This window comes from Acinetobacter sp. ANC 4204, assembly GCF_002135205.1.
Lineage (GTDB): Bacteria > Pseudomonadota > Gammaproteobacteria > Pseudomonadales > Moraxellaceae > Acinetobacter.
Genome location: NZ_NEFZ01000004.1, coordinates 396,145 through 417,731 on the forward strand (window position 1 = coordinate 396,145; position 21,587 = coordinate 417,731).

16 protein-coding genes are annotated in these 21,587 nt (G+C 40.2%); 5 read left to right on the top strand and 11 right to left on the bottom strand.

Annotated features, from left to right (window positions below; translation table 11 throughout):
- Window positions 1-12: 12 nt before the first annotated feature.
- The 5 genes from B9T36_RS11265 to efp form a co-directional block, all read right to left on the bottom strand.
- Entirely contained in the window at window positions 13-969 is a 957-nt protein-coding gene (locus B9T36_RS11265) for an AAA family ATPase (protein ID WP_139841360.1), read from the bottom strand.
- A 122-nt stretch (window positions 970-1,091) separates the two neighbouring features.
- Window positions 1,092-2,111 carry a 2-dehydropantoate 2-reductase gene (locus B9T36_RS11270; RefSeq protein WP_086209609.1) on the bottom strand — a complete coding sequence of 340 codons (1,020 nt, stop codon included), beginning with the start codon at window positions 2,109-2,111 and terminating at the stop codon, window positions 1,092-1,094.
- Between the two features lie 234 nt (window positions 2,112-2,345).
- Window positions 2,346-2,648 carry a YbdD/YjiX family protein gene (locus B9T36_RS11275; protein ID WP_086209564.1) on the bottom strand — a complete coding sequence of 101 codons (303 nt, stop codon included), beginning with the start codon at window positions 2,646-2,648 and terminating at the stop codon, window positions 2,346-2,348.
- Between the two features lie 13 nt (window positions 2,649-2,661).
- Window positions 2,662-4,764 carry a carbon starvation CstA family protein gene (locus B9T36_RS11280; protein ID WP_086209565.1) on the bottom strand — a complete coding sequence of 701 codons (2,103 nt, stop codon included), beginning with the start codon at window positions 4,762-4,764 and terminating at the stop codon, window positions 2,662-2,664.
- A 168-nt stretch (window positions 4,765-4,932) separates the two neighbouring features.
- Window positions 4,933-5,502 (bottom strand): elongation factor P, encoded by a 570-nt coding sequence (efp, locus tag B9T36_RS11285; protein WP_086209566.1) that lies wholly within the window; start codon window positions 5,500-5,502, stop codon window positions 4,933-4,935.
- 312 nt (window positions 5,503-5,814) lie between these two features.
- Here efp and epmB point away from each other — a divergent pair, with 312 nt between their 5' ends.
- Genes epmB through B9T36_RS11300 form a run of 3 tightly spaced genes read left to right on the top strand, consistent with a single transcriptional unit; the run spans window position 5,815 to window position 10,699 of the window.
- Complete coding sequence (gene epmB, locus B9T36_RS11290) at window positions 5,815-6,831, top strand: EF-P beta-lysylation protein EpmB (protein WP_086209567.1); 1,017 nt, start codon at window positions 5,815-5,817, stop codon at window positions 6,829-6,831.
- A gap of 14 nt (window positions 6,832-6,845) precedes the next feature.
- Window positions 6,846-8,591 carry a GTPase gene (locus B9T36_RS11295; protein ID WP_086209568.1) on the top strand — a complete coding sequence of 582 codons (1,746 nt, stop codon included), beginning with the start codon at window positions 6,846-6,848 and terminating at the stop codon, window positions 8,589-8,591.
- A complete protein-coding gene (locus B9T36_RS11300; protein ID WP_086209569.1) occupies window positions 8,573-10,699 on the top strand; it encodes an EAL domain-containing protein in 2,127 nt (708 codons plus the stop codon). The genes B9T36_RS11295 and B9T36_RS11300 overlap by 19 nt, the downstream gene beginning before the upstream one ends.
- A 147-nt stretch (window positions 10,700-10,846) precedes the next feature.
- Here B9T36_RS11300 and rpmE read toward each other — a convergent pair whose 3' ends face one another.
- The 4 genes from rpmE to B9T36_RS11320 all read right to left on the bottom strand — a co-directional run bounded on the left by rpmE (window position 10,847) and on the right by B9T36_RS11320 (window position 15,678).
- Entirely contained in the window at window positions 10,847-11,074 is a 228-nt protein-coding gene (gene rpmE, locus B9T36_RS11305) for a 50S ribosomal protein L31 (RefSeq protein WP_086209570.1), read from the bottom strand.
- 797 nt (window positions 11,075-11,871) lie between these two features.
- On the bottom strand, window positions 11,872-12,843 hold the full coding sequence (locus tag B9T36_RS11310; protein ID WP_086209571.1) for a bile acid:sodium symporter family protein: 972 nt from the start codon (window positions 12,841-12,843) through the stop codon (window positions 11,872-11,874).
- Between the two features lie 168 nt (window positions 12,844-13,011).
- Window positions 13,012-13,413 carry a lactoylglutathione lyase gene (gene gloA / locus B9T36_RS11315; RefSeq protein WP_086209572.1) on the bottom strand — a complete coding sequence of 134 codons (402 nt, stop codon included), beginning with the start codon at window positions 13,411-13,413 and terminating at the stop codon, window positions 13,012-13,014.
- 123 nt (window positions 13,414-13,536) lie between these two features.
- On the bottom strand, window positions 13,537-15,678 hold the full coding sequence (locus B9T36_RS11320; protein WP_086209573.1) for an AmpG family muropeptide MFS transporter: 2,142 nt from the start codon (window positions 15,676-15,678) through the stop codon (window positions 13,537-13,539).
- A gap of 181 nt (window positions 15,679-15,859) precedes the next feature.
- Between B9T36_RS11320 and B9T36_RS11325 the strand changes: the two genes are divergently transcribed.
- Complete coding sequence (locus B9T36_RS11325; RefSeq protein WP_086209574.1) at window positions 15,860-18,493, top strand: Lon protease family protein; 2,634 nt, start codon at window positions 15,860-15,862, stop codon at window positions 18,491-18,493.
- Between the two features lie 54 nt (window positions 18,494-18,547).
- Here B9T36_RS11325 and grxD read toward each other — a convergent pair whose 3' ends face one another.
- Window positions 18,548-18,889 carry a Grx4 family monothiol glutaredoxin gene (gene grxD / locus B9T36_RS11330; protein WP_086209575.1) on the bottom strand — a complete coding sequence of 114 codons (342 nt, stop codon included), beginning with the start codon at window positions 18,887-18,889 and terminating at the stop codon, window positions 18,548-18,550.
- Between the two features lie 162 nt (window positions 18,890-19,051).
- On the opposite strand from grxD, the gene B9T36_RS11335 reads away from it, so the two are divergent.
- Complete coding sequence (locus B9T36_RS11335; RefSeq protein ID WP_086209576.1) at window positions 19,052-20,263, top strand: aspartate aminotransferase family protein; 1,212 nt, start codon at window positions 19,052-19,054, stop codon at window positions 20,261-20,263.
- 78 nt (window positions 20,264-20,341) lie between these two features.
- Here B9T36_RS11335 and sohB read toward each other — a convergent pair whose 3' ends face one another.
- Entirely contained in the window at window positions 20,342-21,325 is a 984-nt protein-coding gene (gene sohB, locus B9T36_RS11340) for a protease SohB (RefSeq protein ID WP_308463948.1), read from the bottom strand.
- Window positions 21,326-21,587 lie beyond the last annotated feature (262 nt).

The window sequence follows — 21,587 nt, forward strand, 5'->3', positions numbered from 1 at the left end:
CTTCTTATCCTATCAGTAAACTTTGACTTGCTTCAGAAGTTGCTCAGTTTCAGCTTCACCCAGCCCAATACGATGTGCAGTCACTGCGACAAACACAGCCTGTACATCATCTGGGGTTATAAATGAGCGTGATTCTATCAATGCATAAGCTTGCGCTGCTTTTTTTAAAGCCAGTACGCCACGGGTAGATAAACCATGTCGACCTTTACGGGTCTCAGTCGCTAAATCTAAAATATAGTCCAATATTTCTTCAGACAAATAGATCTGCGGCACCATAACTTGTAAGGTAAGGATATCTTGCTCTGAAAATACCGTCATCAATTGTTGGATCAAATCATGACGGGACTGTTGTTGTAATAACGCTTTTTCTGCCTGACGTGATGGATAGCCCAAAGATAACCGCATGAGGAAACGATCAAGTTGTGACTCTGGCAGCGCATAGGTTCCACTTTGAAAAAGAGGATTTTGTGTTGCAATCACCCAAAATGGCTGTGGTAGCACATAACGACTTGCATCAATCGTCACTACACCTTCTTCCATTGCCTCTAGAAGCGCACTTTGCGTTTTTGGGCTACAGCGGTTGATTTCATCTGCCAGTAAAATTTGGGTAAAAATTGGACCTTGTTTAAACTCAAACACATGTTCTTTTTGGTTAAACATATTCACCCCAATCACATCACTCGCCAGCATGTCATTGGTAAATTGAATACGTTTGAATTGAAGACCTGCCAAATGTGCCAAGCTACTGGCCAATGTCGTTTTTCCTAAACCAGGCAAATCCTCAAATAAAATATGTCCACCAGCCAAAAGGCTAGATAAAGCCAGCTTGGTTTGTTGGTTTTTATCAAGAACAATTTGATTCACTTGCTTGAGGAATTCTTGAATTTTGGGATAAAACGCATTGATTTTCGACTGATCCAGTTTATCTACTTGCGTAGGCGTAATCTTCTTTTCTGTTCCCCAAAGCACGTTGTATGCCCCCAATCAAAATATAAACCAAGGTTTAACATACAGGTTTTTAAACCATACTCAAAGATGAACTTTATAAATATTCAATATTTGCGTTAATAGGTGAGATATTGTTATTAGATCTACTCTCTAGCAGCAGCGTTCAACTGATCTTTCAAATCGCTCGCACTTATTGAAAATGATTGAGGAGATTTCTCAGCGAGTTTAACCAGTTCTATTAATCTTGCATTGATCGGAGCTTGTTGACCAAATTGCTCTGCGAGTTTTAAAACCTCACCATTAATCCAATCAATCTCTGTAAGCCGACCTGCTAGTAAATCATCTTGCATGGATGAGCGAGCCAATGGATCAATTTCTAACATCTTTCGACTTAATAATTTAAATATAGGATTGGGCAAACTCAAAATCTTAGGAATGAGATGTGTAGGAACTGCGGTTAACTTTGCAGGTTTAATCTGTGCTTCACTGAGAAGCGCCAAGGCTTCTTGTTGCACCATAGCCAAACATTGGCGATATCCGCGGATCGACAGTTGTTCTTTTAGTGGTTTTTTTGACAAGGCATTGATTGAATTATTTAAATTAAGTAAAAGCTTGGCCCATTGCACAGCAAGCATGTCTTTTTCAAAAACAATATCCAAACTCGATTTTTGAAATAGCTTTTCCAATAGATGTTGATGAGGAAATTGCTTAACGCTTAATGCACCCGATGTGCCTTGATGATAATGTCCTGCTCCTTGACTTGCGACATTAAAAGGAACCATTCCCTCTAAAACCAAATGTTGTTGTAAAATGCTTTTTAAAATAGGGACATTACTCACACCATTTTGAAAACTGATGATCAGTGGAGTTTTAGACCCTAAATATTCTTTGAGTTCAGATGCAACTTGTTCTGTTGCAGCCGATTTGACACAAATAAAAATCACGTCTGCATCCACAACCTGAGTAGGATCAGTCGTCAGTTTGAGTTGATGGGGCGCAAGTTTGATATTATTGCCTAAATAATCAGTGAGCTCCAACCCAAACTGAGACAGTTCTTGATAAATCCGTGGGCGGCTAATAAAGGTGACATCACTCCCAGCAGCAACCAATCTTCCACCTAAATAACACCCAATACTTCCAGCACCATAAATAAATATTTTCACTAAATTGCCCTCTTCCGAATATTCAGACAACTTTAAAACCTCTCTCCCTACAAAGCTGTCAGATATACGACATCTTCACCTTTGTAGTGAATGTGCTATGTAGGATGATACCTCAGCCCATCCAGCTATCGAATTCAAATAATATAACCCAATCCAGCTTGACGCTTTGCTTATTACATCTGGTTTGCAATAAAAAACGACACCTAAGTGTCGTTTTTTAAGTCACGGACTCAATCAACAAGGGCACTTTTTCATACCGTTACTTGCAGACGGATAACGTGCATCCACACAATGGCGATAAAATGTTTTAGCATCCATCGGCTCTAAATCTGGATGATGTTTTTTCATATGTTCCAAATAGTTGGGATAGTCTGGCACTCCCACCATCAAACGGAAACTTTGTTGCAACCGTTGCCACAGCGTCGCAATTCGAGACCAATTTTTAGGATTGAGAATTAAATCTTTCTGCGACATTACGGTCATTTTGATGATTTTATAAATCATCGTCTTTCCACTTTTGGCAAACTTTAGATTCATCTAAATTCCCCTTCTAATGTCCAGATTTTGAAGGTTGAATGTCTTCAGGATCACGATAAATCGCCTCAGCTTCGTGCACTGTTGGGACAGGGCTTGCAAGCGCACGGCGAATGACCTTAATTGCAGCAAACAACATCACAATCGCCACAATCATAAAGAATCCACACAGTGCCGCATTGATCTGATTCGATAATGCAACTGTTTGCATTTCAGCTACTGTTTTTGCTGGTGCTAAAATTTCATTATTTGCAATCGCTTTGTTAAAACGTTCAGCCTGCGCTAAGAAGCCAATTTTTGGATTTTCATGGAAAATCTTTTGCCAGCCCGCAGTCATACAGGTCACTAATAAGAAAATTGTTGGAACAATCGTGACCCAAACATATTTTTCTTTCTTCATTTTAAAGAGGATTACAGTACCTAACATTAGCGCCATAGCAGCAAGCATTTGGTTACCCACACCAAACAGTGGCCATAAGCTATTGATACCACCGAGTGGATCCACCACACCTTGATAAACGAAGAAACCCCAACCTGACACAGCAACCGCTGTACCCAACAAGTTTCCAAAGAAGTTATGTGAGTTTTTCACCGCAGGAACCACAATACCTACAGTATCTTGCACCATGAAACGGCAAGCACGCGTACCCGCATCAACCGCTGTTAAGATGAACAGTGCTTCAAACAAAATAGCGAAGTGATACCAAAATGCCATCATTTCACGACTATTGAAAATCTCTGTGATGATATGTGCCATACCAATGGCAAAAGTTGGTGCTCCACCTGTACGCGACAGAATCGTACTTTCACCCACTTCCTGTGCCAGCAAAGTTAAAGCTTCTGGAGTAACCACAAAACCAAGATTTCGTATTGCTTCAGCGGCAGTATCAGCACTTGTTCCAATCAATGCTGCTGGTGAGTTAATTGCAAAATATACACCTGGTTCTAATACTGCAGCACAGATCAAGGCCATGATTGCAACAAAAGACTCCATAAGCATACCGCCATATCCGATCATACGAATATCGCGCTCATTATTGACCAGTTTAGGAGTCGTTCCTGATGATACTAGAGCATGGAAACCTGAAATTGCACCACAGGCAATGGTAATAAATAAGAATGGGAACAACGAACCTGCAAACACAGGACCTGTACCATCAATAAATTTAGTAATCGCAGGAAGTTTCATCTCCGGCATGGCAAAAATAATACCAACCGCTAAGCCTGCAATCACACCAATTTTTAAGAAGGTTGATAGATAATCACGTGGTGCAAGCAACAGCCAAACAGGCAATGCTGAAGCCACGAAACCATAAATAATCAATGCCCACGTCAATTGAGTGCCCGATAAGGTAAAGAATTCACCCCAATATGGATGTTGTGCAATATCTCCACCATAGACAATGCCCAGCATCATCAACACGAAACCAATCACAGACACTTCTGCAATCTTACCCGGACGGATAAAACGCATATAGATTCCCATAAAGAGCGCAATTGGAATCGTGGCTGCAATACTAAATACGCCCCATGGACTGTGTGCAAGCGCCTTGACCACCACAAGCGCCAAGACCGCTAGGATAATAATCATGACCCCCAATGCACCAAGCATAACCACAATGCCGGCAAAGGTTCCAAGTTCTTGTTTTGCCATTTCCCCGAGTGAACGCCCATCACGACGGGTAGAGATAAACAAGACTAAAAAATCTTGAACCGCACCTGCGAGCACTACACCCACAAGTAACCAGATGGTACCCGGCAAATAACCCATTTGTGCTGCTAAAATAGGGCCAACCAATGGTCCTGCACCTGCAATCGCTGCAAAGTGATGTCCAAACAATACACTCTTGTTGGTCGGAACATAATCCAAACCATCATTCAAACGATGTGCAGGTGTTAAACGGCGTTCATCCAGTTCAAAAACTTTAGTTGCTATAAATAAACTGTAGAAGCGATAAGCGATGCTATAAATACAGCCCGCAGCAAGTACGAGCCAGATGGCATTGACATGCTCACCACGACTTAGTGCCAAGATCCCAAAAGAGACTGCACCGACGATGGCTACCAGTAGCCAAATGATTTTTGAAGTCAGGGTCGACTTCGGCTGAACAGATTCCATTTCAATCCCTCATATTTGTTGCATTCAATCAGCGTATTTAATTATTCGAGGTACTGCTGTTTTCCTTTGCGACTTTACTCTGCATCTCCTTGTTTTGATCTAAGACTTTGGCATAAAAAAAGGGATGATTCACATCATCCCTTCCGATAATAGTCTATTTTTAAACCATTATGCACGTTCTAAATAATCGCCTGTACGCGTATCTACACGAACGCTTTCTTCTTGCTGTACAAATAATGGAACACGCACTACAGCACCTGTTTCCAATTTTGCTGGTTTACCACCACCACCAGACGTATCACCACGTACACCTGGATCAGTTTCAACAATTTTTAAAACAACAAAATTTGGTGGGCTAACCGTTAATGGCACGCCATTGAACAACATAATGGTACATTTTTCATTTGAATCGTCTTTTAACCATTTAGCAGCATCACCCATTGCTGTTTTATCAGCAGCGATCTGTTCAAATGATACAGGGTCCATGAAGTTCCACATTTCACCATCGTTGTACAAGTATTCCATTTCTACTTCTACGATGTCAGCCGCTTCCAGAGAATCACCAGACTTAAATGTTTTTTCTAACACTTTACCAGAACGTAAATTACGTAGTTTTACACGGTTAAATGCTTGACCTTTACCCGGCTTTACATATTCATTTTCCATGATAGAACATGGGTTACCGTCAAGCATAACCTTAAGGCCTGACTTGAAATCATTCGTAGAATAATAGGCCATGACTGGCGCACTCCAAACTAACTAACTTAAATATTTATGTCTTAATCTTAAGCACTAAAACGCTGAAACGCTTAGCTATTAAGATAGGGCATCTTTTTTGATGCCTCGTATTGTAAATGAGCAAGGCGTTATGAAGCAATGAAAATCCACTGCCTATACGCCGTAGATCTTGATAAAATAGCGCTGTTTTGTCTGTTTATGTGTTTTGAAAACATCTTTTTTGAGCTGTAGACACCTCAACAACTCGTTTCAGCATCATTACTTTTGATAGCGTAACTTCCTTTTATCTAGCATTTGATCCCTTTATTTGGCATGACACATTATTTGTACCAAGAGCAAAATTGGCAATCTCAGCTCAGTGACTTAATTACCGATCCTTTAGAATTACTTCACGTTTTAGAGCTTTCTCCTGAGCAACTGCTGTCGGGTGCCCTTCTCGCTTCGACCCAATTTAAGCTCCGTGTTCCGCGTGCTTTTGTGGCCAGAATGCAAAAAGGCAATCCACTTGACCCACTCCTGCTGCAAGTATTGCCCCATCACCTTGAACTTGAAGAACATCCTGACTTTGTGACAGATCCACTCGGTGAAGAAGAAGCCAATCAACAACCCGGTGTTTTACACAAATACAAAACTCGCTTTTTATTGACCTTAACTGGAGCTTGTGCTGTTCATTGCCGTTATTGTTTCCGTCGACATTTTCCCTATCAAGAAAACCTGCCAAAGTTAGAAGATTGGATCAATATTCAAAACTACATTCGGTCACAACCTGACATTAATGAAGTCATTTTGAGTGGCGGAGACCCGTTAACCCTGTCAAATCGCAAATTAAAAGTATGGATTGAGCGTTTAGAAAGTCTACCTCAACTTAAATTTTTGAGAATTCATTCACGAGTTCCTATCGTAATCCCCAACCGTGTCGATGAAGAGCTAATTTCCATCTTAAAAAACAGTAGGCTGCGCATTATTCTAGTGGTACACTCAAATCATGCATCGGAATTGGATGATTTGACCTGCCGACAATTACAGCAATTAGTCGCAGAAAAAATCACCGTTTTCAATCAGGCGGTTTTATTGAAAGGGGTCAATGATCATGTTCAAATTTTGACAGATTTGAGCTACCGTTTATTTGATGCAGGGGTTTTGCCATACTATTTACATGTTTTAGATAAAGTAAAAGGTGCGCACCATTTTGATTTAAACCCGCAGGACATTGATTTTCTTTATCAAGCATTATTGGCGAACCTACCTGGCTATCTGGTTCCCAAATTGGTGAGGGAAATTGCGGGAGAAAAGAATAAGACACCACTTTTCGGGGTTTCAACTTTTTGAGTTAAATAATAACGATGATGACGAGTACTTCAGATATCTTCCAAAAGCCAACTGAGTTAAAGTTGGACAAGCTTAGTTTCTGCCCAAGCACAGTCAAAGGCTTACAAGAATGGTTGGCGAATTTATCCATTTTGCAATTGGGCGACTCTTCTCGTTCTCTATTTCAAGCTCTCCTTGAAGTTTCAGAACTTCAAGTCAGCGAAACACTTCGCTTTGACTTAGTTCAAGTTCTTCATTCAAATTTAGAAAATGTACTGACCAGCTTAGAAAAACACTTTTTTAATCAGGGTTTAATTACCACAGATCGCAATGACCACATTATTGAGCTTGCCTTATTAATGCGTAGTCATTTTGCTAAAGTGTATATCGACATTGCAAAACGTGTTTCTCAGCAAATCACTCAAAATAAATTTTCCCTTTTTGCATTTCATCAAAAAAAGAATCTGCAAACTGCACGCACCGTGTCGAGCTACTATGCGTTACAGCAACTATCTTTGTTGTTATATCAACAGCATTTACTGTACAGCTCTCCTATTCCGGGACAATGGCTCGCTGCACACCAACTATTAGATTCAGCCATTCAAAATAACTTCTACTTGACCAATATCAATCAGGTTCAAGGAACACAGCATCAACTTAGCAATATTAGCCAAGCTTATGCACAATTGATTTTATTAGATATTTTTAATACGCACCAAATTCGCCCAGGTGAAATTCAAGGTTTATTTTTGTGTAGCTTTGATTGGGCAAAACTCGTGCAAATTCTGCCGAAAGAAACGACCTTATCTCGCTATATTGTCGATGCGTCGAAAGACTATCCTCCAACTTATAATTCTCAAAAGAATAGTCACATACAACCCAATATTTTTATTTCTACGCAAGCTTTGCTTGATCATTTGACAGAGATGCAAACCAAACGCGCTGAACCACTGTCACGGGATGAAAAGATTTTCCTTACTCCTGCGTTGCATTTCCATATTCATAATTTATTGACCAATAATATTGAACGTAAACATGAACGTTACGAATATTCAGCTCAGTTACAAATTTGTTTTGGATTATCTGTAGCGCATTTCTATTTATCTAAAGGTAAGAATTTTCACGAAACTTTAGAGCTCGAAGGAAATTATAATTTCCAGAATGAAAGTCACGTGATCAACTCGATGAATAGCAATATTCCTGTTGAAACGAGTACCGTTCGTGTCATTGATCGAGAATCTAAACAAATTTATCCAGCTGAAGTACTTGATATTAGCGTCAATGGTTATCGTATACGCTGGACAGGCCCAACACCTGCACACCTCAAAACAGGTGAATTCATTTTGGTTCAAGAAAATGCACATAGCCAATGGCGTGGCGGTGTAATTCGCTGGATTAAACAATCAAGCGAAAAAAGTTTAGAACTCGGTTTAGAAATCTTGGCACAAGACCTCTTCCCTTGTGCGGTCATGGTTAAAACAGACCGTCATAGCCAGAACTATCAGCCCGCCCTATTAGTTCAAACCTCACAGCTTGATGAAGTCCACACTAGCTTAATCGTTCCTGGTTCTAATATGTACCGTGAAAAGCAGACCATACATTTACGCTTAGGCAATCAAGATCTTAAAATTTATTTAGTCAAAGCTCATCTAATTACACAAAGTTTTATTCGTTTTGACTATGAATTATTAAACGATCAACAAGAACCTCTGGTTCAAAGTTTTATTCAAAAGCAAATGAATGCTATTAAAAATCACGATTTATGGGAAGCATTGAAGTGAGAAATCCATTATTGTCTAAAAAGTTAAAACGTACGGAAACACGTTTACTCATTATTGATGATAATCAGATCCGTTATAACCAAATTCGTGACCTTTTAACTTCTAGTGATCATCAAGTCCAAGCAACTTTGCTCGATGATTTACAAAATTTCGAAAAGCAACTTCACCTATCTTGGGATGTGGTCATTTTTGGTCGTGCATATGACTTAAAATACGAACAAGCCTTGACTCTAATTCACAATTCTAAACAAGTGAATTTACCTTTAATATTACTCAAACCAGATGACTATCAAGACAATCAATACGCAAATTTTATTCGTAAGGGTGTCTATGACATTTTGGACTTAAACCAAGCTGATCCCTTTTATTTAGGTTTATTACGCGCCTTAGCATTAAGTCGTTTATCTCAAAGCCAACAGCAACTCATGAATGAGCTTGAAACTGCACAAAATCAGGCGCAAGCTTTGGTCGAAGAAAGCAATAAAGCTGTCGCATTAATTCAAGAAGGCATTCATGTTTCAGCTAATGCAGAGTATCTCCAACTGTTCGGCTTAAACTCTGAGGACGATATTATCGGTCAACCTTTGCTCGATATTATTCAACCTCAAGATGTAAATGACTTTAAACAGCGATTCAAGAAAATTTCGCAAGGTCAATTTGACCTAGGTGCATTTGAAGTACATACCCTTAATAGCAAAGCCCAATCTAAGAATCCATTAAAAATCGAGTTCTTAGCAGCTCCTGAAGATGATGCCCTTCAACTTACAATTGAAGTTGAATCTGAAATCGCCACCACCCCAACAACACCGAACGAAAAACAGCCTATAAGTCCAAATATTTATCAACAAATTAACCGCAGTCTGACCAAGCAACCCTCAGATCACAATGCTTTGGTTAGCTTTGCTCTCAGCTCGTGTCCAGATGAAATTTTTAATGCCAACTGGGCAACCACGCGCGATTATTTCAATAATATTTACAGCTTTTTAAACGAACAGACTCATGTGCCCCTGTTCAAAGCGGGTGGACAAACGATTGTGGGATTATTCCAAGCAGAGTCCCAAGCCAAACTTGAGTCTAAGCTCATCGCCTTAAATGCACTAACTAAACCACAGCTGATTACTGTTGATCAGAGTAGCTATCCTGTGAATTTGCGTATTGGATACACTTTGTTAAAGGGTGAAGTTTCAAATCAAGACCAATTTGAAAGCTTACTCTGTACTGCATTTACGACTTCCTTGCCAACCAATCAAGACGATTGCGAAATTGACCAAAAAACAAGTATCAGTATGCCCGTAATGGAGTTCATCAATCCGACGGTTAATGAAACTCTCGAAACTGAAAAAACAGCAAACGAACCAACGATACTTAAAGCCTTACATGTAGCATTGGACCGTGGTGAAATTCACCTCAAGTACCAACAGCTCTATGATAAAGAGGATACCAATTTATACACTTACGAAGTGACTTGTGGTTTTATTTATGGCAACACATGGAAAGATCTTTCTTGTCTTAAAGAGTTAAGTGAAGACCCTGAACTGTCTATTAAACTTGATCGTTGGATTTTAGTTGAGTCATGCAAACAGTTACATAATTTTATTACTCAATATCCTGAGGCAAAACTGATTGTAAACTTAAACAAAGCTGTCCTCTTTAATGACCGCTCATTCCCTGAGTTTATTGCCAAACTCATTACGATTGTCCGTAGCAAACTCAGTCATCCAATTATCTTACAATTCTCAGAGGATGACATCAGCCAAAATCTTGCTGAAGCGCAGAAGTATATTGCTCAACTTCGTCAATACGGCGCTGAAATCTCAATTCGTGACTTTGGCAACACCATTTATAGCGAATCTATCCTACGCCAACTCGATATAAATAATTTGACTCTGCATGAAAACTTAACTCGTATGCTCAGTAGTGATGCCAACACAGAAGAATTACAAGAAAAAGTTGCGGTCTATCATCAATTGAAAAACATTCAAATTATGTTGCGTGATCTGAATGATATGACTTCGTTTGCTAATGCGTGGAATGTCGATGCCCGCTTTATTCAAGGCGACTATTTCCAGAAAAAACTGGATCATCTGATTGACGTGCAAGATCAGTAAAGCTTAAAGCTAAGTTCTCTACCTCTAAACTTTAAGACTCCTAGATGGAGTCTTTTTGTTATATGGTTGAACTCTAGGAGCTATAACTTTATAGCAAAAAGTATAGACATAAAAAAACGGGCAAATGCCCGTTTTTTTCTTTTGCTCTTAGTCGCGTTTGATAGAACGTGACATGCCAGCAAAACGTTGTTTGAACTTGTCGATACGACCGCCAGTGTCAACGTTCTTTTGCTTACCAGTGTAGAATGGGTGGCAAGCTGAACATACGTCTAGGTAAACAGTTTCTTTACCAAGTGCAGAACGAGTTTCGATTACGTTACCGCAAGAACAAGTAGCAACTAAAGTTTCGTATTTTGGGTGAATATCGGCGCGCATCGTCGATTACTCCATAAAAGTTAAAGAAGGTTTTGCTGTCATCGCAATTGATCACTCTCAAAATTGAGGAAAGGCCCACTTAATTAAATTAAGTTGCAGATCAACACCATAACAGACCATTCTTTTGGCCCACCGAGACGGATACCGTCAGAGCTAAGCACAACAAGTGGGCGATATTATAACTGAAATAGATCTATTAATAAATAGATCATTGTTGGCTTTGAGCTTTCTTCTGAGCTGCGCTTTTCATATAGTTAATATATTATTTTTCTAGCATACGTTGAAATTCAGCTTCATCAAAATGATTGAGTCGTTCAATCAAAAAAGGACAATATTTTTTAGTATTTACTTTTCGTATGGATGAAGACATCACGCCCAACATGTTTTGTATTTCTTATTTAAACATAGGATCAATTGATTGATCCATTTCAGTCTCTTGAAAGATGCTTACGCCATTATACTTGATATCTTTTCCTGCTTTTGCAGTATTCAGCAGCTTCTGCTTCACAGCTGAATAAGCTTGCTCCAGTTCCAACATTCATCTGTGGTTGATTTTCTCTACAAAAATTTAACATGGGTTGCAACGACATTAATGGTATTTTTTCAACAATATCTCAATTTGTTCTCATGTTTAGGTCTTCATTTTCAAGGCTGATATTAATATAACCCACAGAAAAATATATGTTTTTTATTATCTTTATAACTTTATTCTCTAATACATTTAATATAAAAAAGTGTTCAACTGTGTTTAGACATTTACAAAAGCTAAGTTCAGAACTTAGCTTTTGTAAATTTTATTATTCATCCGTACTTTGTTTCGCCCAATAATTAGCAATAATTCCACACACCATCAGCTGAATTTGATGAAAAATCATAATCGGTAGAACGATCATCCCCAAAGGCTGGCCAATAAAGAGGATCTGTGCCATTGGGACACCGCTAGCTAAGGTCTTTTTAGAGCCGCAGAAAAAAATTGTTTTCTGATCAGCACGGTTAAAGCCTAACCAACGTGGCAGAAATAATCCCAAAAGCATAACAATCGTCAGTAACACTGAACAAACGACAATCAGAATCAGCAGTGTACTCAGGCTGACTTCTTGCCATAAACCCGCCACCACAGCACTACTAAAAGCACCATACACCACCATTAAAATCGAGCCCTGATCAAATGCTTTAACGATGCTCGGCATCTTTTGCATATACGGGAAAACATAAGGTCTGAATATTTGGCCTAGCACAAAAGGCACCAAAAGCAATAAGGTAATTTGAAGAATAGAGGATGTTGGGTCAAAACCATGTTCTGACTTGCCTAAAATAAAAAAGGCCACCATTACAGGAGTAATAAACATCCCGATCAAATTTGAAAATGATGCACTACAAACCGCCCCCGCCACATTCCCTTGCGCAACCGAAGTAAACGCAATAGAAGACTGCACTGTCGACGGCAAAAAGCACATAAACAAAAATCCCCAGTACAATTCTTGCCCAAGTAATGGCACCAATACAGGTTTTGCCAGTAAACCTAAAATAGGAAAAAGAATAAAGGTAAAGGCAAACACCAAAGCATGCAGTTTCCAGTGCATCATACCCTGAATCACTGCTTCACGGGATAACTTAGCACCATGTAAAAAGAATAATATGGCAATCGCAACCGTCGTAAGTACGCTAAATACACCTGCAGCCTGACCAGAAATTGGAGCAAAGCTAGCTAAGAGCACCATAACAAAGAGTAATAGCGTAAACCGATCAAATGCCAATAATTTCAACATACCAACATCCTGTCATTCCTCTAAAAATGAAAAAGCCCAGCGACTCATTTACCTTTGGGTAAATTCATCTTACTGAGCTATATAAATAAAGCTAGCATTTACAGGATATGTTCAATATTTTTTTAATTAATACTGAAAATTTTTCTCTGTTCATTGCCGAGCCACCGCTTAATTATTACGCGCATTGTTATCTTGCTGAATGAGTTCAATTTTATAACCATCTGGATCTTCAACAAATGCAATCACCGTAACTCCACCTTTCATTGGACCTGCTTCACGCACGACATTGCCACCGCGTGCTTTGATTTCCTCACAAGCTTTATAAGCATCGTCTACTGCAATGGCAATATGACCATAAGCATTGCCCAATTCATAACTATCCGTATCCCAGTTATGTGTCAGCTCTAAAACTGTATGATTGTCTTCATCGCCATAACCCACAAATGCCAAAGTAAAACGACCTTCTTCATAATCTCGCTTACGAAGTAAAGTCATACCAAGCACTTCAGTATAGAACGCCAAAGATTGTTCTAAATTGCCTACACGTAGCATGGTATGTAACATGCGCATTGGAATTACCTCTTGATTTTGTTTCAGCCAACCAATATAGGCAATGCTGCTCTATATTTCAAATCTCAGCCATAAAAAAGTAGCCACAATGACTACTTTCTCATTTCGATATAAATAGATGCTTTAACTTTGTTCAGCAGCATGCTCACGTAGAAGTTTCGCCACCCAAACCACCAAAATTAAAATAGGTATGCCAATCAGTGTCGTCATCAAGAAAAAATTTGGATAGCCAATATTCGACACAATCGTCCCTGAGTATCCACCTAAAATTTTAGGTGTTAATGTCATCAAGGAACTAAAAATTGCATATTGAACAGCAGTAAAAGACACACTGGTTAAGCTTGACAAGAATGCAATAAATGCAGCACCTGCTAAACCTGATGCCAAGTTGTCGACAATAATCGCAAAATAGAGCCATTTTGAACTATATTCTTTAATCACCTTTCCTTTAACTTCTAACTGCCCATCAACCGCTTTGTTTAAGTTGATTGGTTGAAGATCAACATCTAAAGTCGAAGAGTTCCCAGAAGCAGTGTCCACGTTGTAGCTTAATGTAGCCTCTTGCAGTACGCGCTTATTTTGCATCAATGTGGCATTCAGCTTTTTAGAGTTTGAATCAAGAAGCTGTTTTGCAGGAATAGCTGCACTAAACACACCGTCTTTGTCTAACTTTGCATCAAAGCTTTGACCATCTAAGTTCAATTGAATACTCTGGTTTTCAGCCAGTGTCGCAAGGTATTGACCTCGCACCACAATGCTTCCTTCAGCCTCTCGTTGATTAATCACATTATCAGCCGTGATCGGAAGCAACAGCAATGCCGTAGATGCAGCTGTTTGGCTGATATATGGCAATGTGACCGAAATAGGCTGTGACGTATCATTTTGAAAACTTGCGGTTGCAGTTAGACTTTCATTTGCCTGAAGCTGCTTAACAGGAACCTTAATTTTCCATGCACCTGTCTCATCCGCTTGGGCTGTGAAACTTTGCTCACCGACATGAATCACCACATCATTTAAAGGCTGGCCTGATTTGACCAAACCAATAAAGATAAGATTGGTCGAACTGGCCAAGATTGCTCCGACAAACATCAATTTCATGATGTTCATGCGCTGCGCCAGTAGTCCTCCTAAAAAGCCACCAACCAAACTAAAAATCACCCCATACACTTTTACAGCTTCAGCAATCTGCTCTTTGGTGAAATTTAAATCTTGATAAAAGACATTCGAGATCACACCTGCAATGATGTCGGAAATACGATAAAAGCCAATCAACAATAGCAATACCAACGCCAATTTCACGCCATAACGCTTGAAAAAGTCAGCAACAGGATTGACCCATGTTTCATAAGCCATTTGTTTGTTCACAGCGCCCATTTTTACTAGGCTTGAACCCACAAAGAAAGCCACAGCACCAGAGCCAATAAAACGTGTAGCTTCAAAACAAAACAGTGCAAAACTATCTTTGATCGACCAAAGCTGAATCAACATTTCTGTAAGCTTGCCAGAGTAAATATAACTCAGTACAAAACTCACCACAGACACAAAGAAAACCGCCACCAAACGGTAATAATCGACCCGTTTATATTCTTTACGTACCCGATCCACTTGTGGCTCACGTATGCATAAAGTGGTTGCAATTCCGACCAACATGACCGCAGCCATCGCCAAATAGGTCCACTTCCACGCCTCATAAATATAGTTGCCTTTGGCTGTACCCAAATAAGCCGCCAAAAATAACGCACCCGCGCCCGCAACGATCATGCCAATGCGGTAGCCTGCATTATAAGTTGAAGCCAACACCGTTTGCATTTGCGTTTCTGCCAACTCAATACGATAGGCATCAATCACAATATCTTGTGTCGCGGCAGAAAAACCTAAAAGCACAGCACCCGCAGCCATTTGGTAAAGGTAGCTCTGACCAAGAGACGGATCTGAAAAGGCCATGATACAAATGGCGCAGATAATTAAGAGTTGCGCGATCAATAACCATGCACGGCGGCGACCCAATACTTTGGTCAGCACTGGTACAGGTAATTCATCTACCAAAGGGGCCCAAACAAATTTGAAGGAATAACCCAACGCTGCCCAACTAAAAAAAGTCACAGCACTTTTATCAATGCCTGCTTCACCTAACCATAATGATAAGCTAGAGAAAATTAACAGGATTGGGATACCTGCTGAGAAACCCAAAAACAGCATGATCAACGCACGGCGATCTAGAAAAGCAGTAAAAGCGGATTTCCATCCTGAAGATTGTGTTGTCATTACATTTTTGTTGTCTTAAAACCAATGTTGCTATTCAAACCCTTAATACAATTTGTTTCAACCTGATTTGTAAAATCAATGTTCTATTTTTGTCGACAAAGACTGCGACTTTGCTTGATCTTTTACCCTAAACCTGTATACCTTTAAGTTTCTAACGCAATCTTTAGTTTCGGATTTCAAAGTGACCCAAAAACACGATCAAATGAACTCTTCTTTATCTGCAAATATCCAATTAAATCCCCCAGAAACTCTAGAAAACAACCTTAGTTCAGCATTTGACCAACCCGAAATTCAAACGACTTTAGCAAAGACTCAACTTCAAGCAGAGCAACTGACGCATAGCCCTGCTCTGGATAAGATTCCAGCCTCAACGCGTCGTATTAAACCGCTCAATAATTTTTTAGGGCAAGACCGCGCACGTGCTTCAGTTGAAGCAGGCATTTCCTTACCTTATTCTGGCTATAACATCTTTGCCGTAGGTACAGCTGGCTTGGGCAAGCGCACCATGGTCAAGCGTTTACTACAGCAACACGCCAAGAATATGCCGACACCGAACGATTGGGTTTACGTCTATAATTTTAAAAGTCCACGTCAACCGATTGCTTTAGAGCTCCCTGCAGGTCAGGCGGTAAAATTTCAAACCATGTTGCATCAAACATGGCAAACCACACTAAAACAACTTGAACGTCGTTTTACTGCTGAAACCTACCACAACCGTATAGAAGCCATTCGCCAACAAACGGGTGATGTTCAGCAACAAGCTTTGATTGAACTAACCAAAGAAGGTGAAGAGCTCGATCTGAAACTGGTGTCTCGCAATGATGAGCACTGCTTTATTCCCGTCCAATATGTAGACGATAAAGTCTTAGAAATGACACAAGCTGACATTAACGCACTCAGCTCTAAAGAACGCTCTGAAATTAATGCCAATATCCGCCATATGGATAAAAAACTTGAACGTTTGGGTATGCATTTAGGTGACTTGGAAGATGATGCCCGCGATAAAGTTCAAGTATTAAACCGTGATATTGCCAAGCAAGTTTTATTGCCTAAAGTCGAACAGTTACTCACTAAGTTTACTGAAGTTGAAGGCTTAAAAGACTATTTAAAACATTATGCCGAAGATATTATTAACAATGTTGAAATAGTCTTAGAACAAGAGGAAGACGATTTTAGCCCAGGTCTATTCAGCCGTATTCCCTCACGTTACCAAGCCAATGTCATTGTGTCGCATAAGCCTAATGCTGGCGCACCGGTTATTTTTGAAGATTTCCCAACCCATTACAATTTACTTGGTCACGTAGAGCAACTGACTCAACATGGCACCATTACTACAGACTTTACCTTAATCCGCCCGGGCACATTACATAAAGCCAATGGTGGTTTCTTAATGCTCGAAGCAGAACAACTGCTTGAACAACCTTATGCATGGCAGGGTTTAAAGCGTGCGTTAAAGTCAGGTCAGTTAAAACTATCCTCCTTGGAACACATGTTAACGCTTACGGGGAGTATTTCGATTGAACCAGAGTCGATTCCACTGAACTTGAAAGTGGTGCTTCTTGCTGAACCTGAAATTTACTATGAAATACTCGAGGTCGAGCCAGAACTAGGCAGCGTTTTTAAGATTCGTGCCGATTTTACCGACACGCTACAGCGTAATGAAACCAATGAACAAGCCTATATGCAGCTCATTGCAGACTATGTACAGGCCGATAAACTGCTTCCTTTTGATCGATCCGCCCTTTCTGCGCTTTTGACCGACTCTAGTCGTCAAGCCGAAGATCAAAGCTCCTTATCTCTACATGCCCTCACATTGGGTGATTTGATCCGTGAAGCCCATCACCATGCATTTCAAGCAGGTGATAAAATCGTTTCGGATCAACACATTAATATGGCATTAGACCATCGCAAATATCGCTTAGGCTATTTACGTGAGCTCTATTGGCAGGATTTGTCACGTGGTACACAGCTCATCGAAACGCGCGGACACCGTCTCGGTCAAATTAATGCACTTTCGGTCATTCACTATGCGGATGTTGAGTTTGGCTTACCATCACGTTTAACAGCCTCCGTGTATCAAGGTGGCGGCGATATTCTAGATATCGAACGTAGTGTCGAGCTCGGTGGCTCTCTGCATGCCAAAGGCGTGTTACTTATGTCATCATTCTTAAAAGCACATTTCGGTCGTGAACAAACTCTGCATTTCTCTGCAGCACTTGCCTTTGAACAAAGTTATGGTCAAGTCGATGGTGACAGTGCTACGGTTGCAGAACTCTCTGCTTTAATCTCAGCGATTAGCCAACTGCCGATTGATCAATCTTGGGCGATTACCGGCTCAATGAACCAATTAGGTCAAGTTCAACCGATTGGTGGTGTTAATGCCAAAATTGAAGGCTTCTTCGATGCATGTAAACTTCAAGGTTTAACTGGTAAACAAGGTGTGATTATTCCGCGTCAAAATATGCAGCATCTCATGTTACGTAAAGATGTGATTGAAGCGGTTTCAAATGGCCAGTTCCACATTCATGCCATAGACACGATTGATCAAGCACTTGAGCTACTTATGGCTCGACCAGTCGGCACTTTAGACAAAAAAGGACGCTACACCAAGAAGTCTATTTATGCGGCGGTGATGGATCAGCTAGATTATTGGCAAGCCATTGAAGATGGTGCTGAGTTTGAAGAAGAGCCGAAGAAAAAGAAAAAAAAGAAGAAAGACAAAAAAAAGACAAAAGCTGAAAAGAAGGCCATTGCAACTGAAAACGCAGTGGAACCATCTCCTGAAAGCGAAAGTACTGTAACTACAGTGGATTAACCCCTTCCCTCAAACAAAAAAAGCGCCTCAACGGCGCTTTTTTACAACTGAAGATTAAGCTTCAGGTGCTGGACTATACTGTTCAACTAAAGGTTGTAATTCACCTTTTTGGAACATGTCTAAAATAATATCACTACCACCGATCAACTCACCGTTGATCCATAACTGCGGGAATGTAGGCCAGTTTGCAATTTGTGGTAACAAAGCACGAATATCTGGATTTTCAAGAATATTCACATAAGCAAATGGACGACCAATTTGACTAAGCGCTTCTACAGCACGTGCAGAGAAACCACATTGTGGAAACTGTGGGGTGCCTTTCATATAAAGAAGTACAGCGTGTTTTGCAATTTGGTCACGAATTAACGCTTCGGTATCGCGTGCTTGTTCAGTCATTGATCAATCCTCAACTAATCTAACCCGCATTATACCCAAAACGTAGAAAAACAGTATGCCTAAAGCAATATTTCGGTTTTTATTTGAATTTAGGCTTTAAAACTACAAGCATAATTGCTTAATATTGACTTTCACTTACCCTCTAACAGATAAGAGTTAGTCATGAATAACATTACCCTTGCTCCTGTACAAACTGATCAACCCACTCATTTGATGCCCGTATTTGGCCGTCAGCCGATCAGCTTTGTCCGAGGCCGAGGGTCTTATCTTTATACAGCGGATGGTACTGAATACTTCGATGCACTAACAGGCATTGCAGTTTGTGGTTTAGGTCACGCACATCCTGTTATTGCAGAAGCAATTGCAGAACAAGCTGCAACGCTCATTCATACCAGTAATTTGTTTGAAGTGCCTTGGCAAACAGCAGCCGCACAGAAACTTGCTGAAGTTGCTGGCATGGAGGAAGTATTCTTTTCAAACAGTGGTGCAGAATCCAATGAGGGTGCAATCAAAATTGCCCGTAAATTTGGCTACATGCAAGGCATTGCCAACCCCAAAATCATTGTCGCAGAACACTCTTTCCATGGTCGTACTATGGCGACCCTATCAGCAACAGGCAATAAAAAAGTCCAAGAAGGCTTTGGCCCATTGGTTGAAGGTTTTATTCGTGTCCCATTCGGCGACATTGAAGCCATTGAAGAAGCCGCAATTCATCATCCAGACATCGTCGCCATCTTTGTCGAGCCAATTCAGGGCGAAGGTGGAGTCAATACTGCTCCACAAGGCTTTAGCTATTTGGAAGAGATTCGTCAGATCTGTAATCAACACAACTGGCTGATGATGCTTGATGAAGTTCAAACAGGGAATGGCCGTACAGGTGAATACTTTGCCTACCAACACACCAACATCATTCCTGATGTACTGACCACAGCTAAAGGTTTAGGCAATGGTTTCCCGATTGGTGCAGTGATGACTCAAGGTCGTGGTGTAGGCGTACTAACTGCAGGTAACCACGGTTCAACATATAGTGGTTCAGCATTGGGTTCTCGTGTGGTGTATACCATCATCGACATTATGCAGAAAGAAAACATTGTACAAAATGCAGCTGAACAAGGCGCTTACATCGTAGAACAACTGCGTAAGCAACTTGCCGATCAAAATGTGATTGTCCGTGGCTTTGGTTTAATGATTGGTATTGAATTACCAAAAGCATGTGGTGACTTGGTCAACATCGCTCGTGATGAATATCACACCATTATTAACGTCACTGCGGGTTCTGTGGTGCGTTTACTACCGACGTTGAACATTAGCAAAGAACAGGCGGATCAATTGATTGAGCGTCTAGTGAAAATGATTAAAGCTTACTTGGCTTAAGACAAAAAAATCTGGTTCTAAAATTGCTTTAGGCACATTTTGGAACCAGACTTTTAAGATGAATTGGCTAACTAAAAATTAAAGTTTTGGATCACGTATTTGAACCAAATTTGCATTGGTTTTAGTTAAGGTTTCCATCACTTTATTCATGACAGCTGGTACTAAGGCATCTGCCATTTGCGCGGCCTGTAAACCTAATTTTTCACCCAAAGTTGGTTTCTTACGTGTTGAGATGATATACGTATCATGATCTGCCAATAAACTTAATAGATAAGCATCTGAAGTTTGTAACTGATCGACCAAATTCAAATCTAAGGCATCTTGACCATACCAATGTTCACCCGTCGCCACTTTTTCAACATTGAGTTGTGGACGGTATTTTTCGACAAAGTGCTTAAACAGCACATGCGTCTGTTGTAACTCTTCTTCAAACTTCGCCTTACCTTCTGCTGTATTTTCACCAAACATCGTCACTGTACGTTTATATTGGCCTGCTGTGTACAGTTCAAAATCAATATTGTGCTCTTTCAATAAACGATTAAAGTTAGGCACTTGCGCAACCACACCAATTGAACCAACAACCGCAAAAGGGGCAGCAATAATCTGATTGGCGATACATGCCATCATATAACCGCCACTCGCTGCAACTTTATCGACACAGATAGTGAGGTTGAAACCCGCATCACGTAACCGCACTAATTGAGCAGCAGCCAAACCATATCCATGCACCATACCGCCTGGGCTCTCTAAGCGCACCACAACACGATCACGCCCTGCTTTGGCTGTCGCTAGAATCAAGGTGATTTCTTCTCGTAATGTCTCTACCGCAGATGCAGCGGTATCCCCCTTAAAGTCCAAAATATAAATTTTCTGATTAGCTTTCTTACGGTGACGAGCCTCTTTTGCTAACTGTTGCGTCAATTGTAATAGTTCAAGCTTAGATGCTGTTGTTTGCGCAATTTTTTTACGTTGTTCATTAATACGCGCGTTTAAATGTGTAATTCGAATTTCAGCGGGAAGTTTCGGTAAATGAAATAACATAGAAATTATATTCTCTAAAATAATACATCGGTATATGACCTAGATTAGGTCAATGGCATTTTTTTTCAATAGCCATTTTTTGTTTTATTCTGTAATGCATTATCTTTCACATTTAATCATTTATAAGATGAGTCAATCTCGTAGACAGCACACCTGCTCACCTATTGTCTACTATGACTCTAATACACAATTCCCATTATCATAGCTTTTTAATCAGCAAACTAAATGCTCGTTCAAAAAAAACAGAGCACTTAGGCTCTGTTTTTTTTAAATATTTCAAATT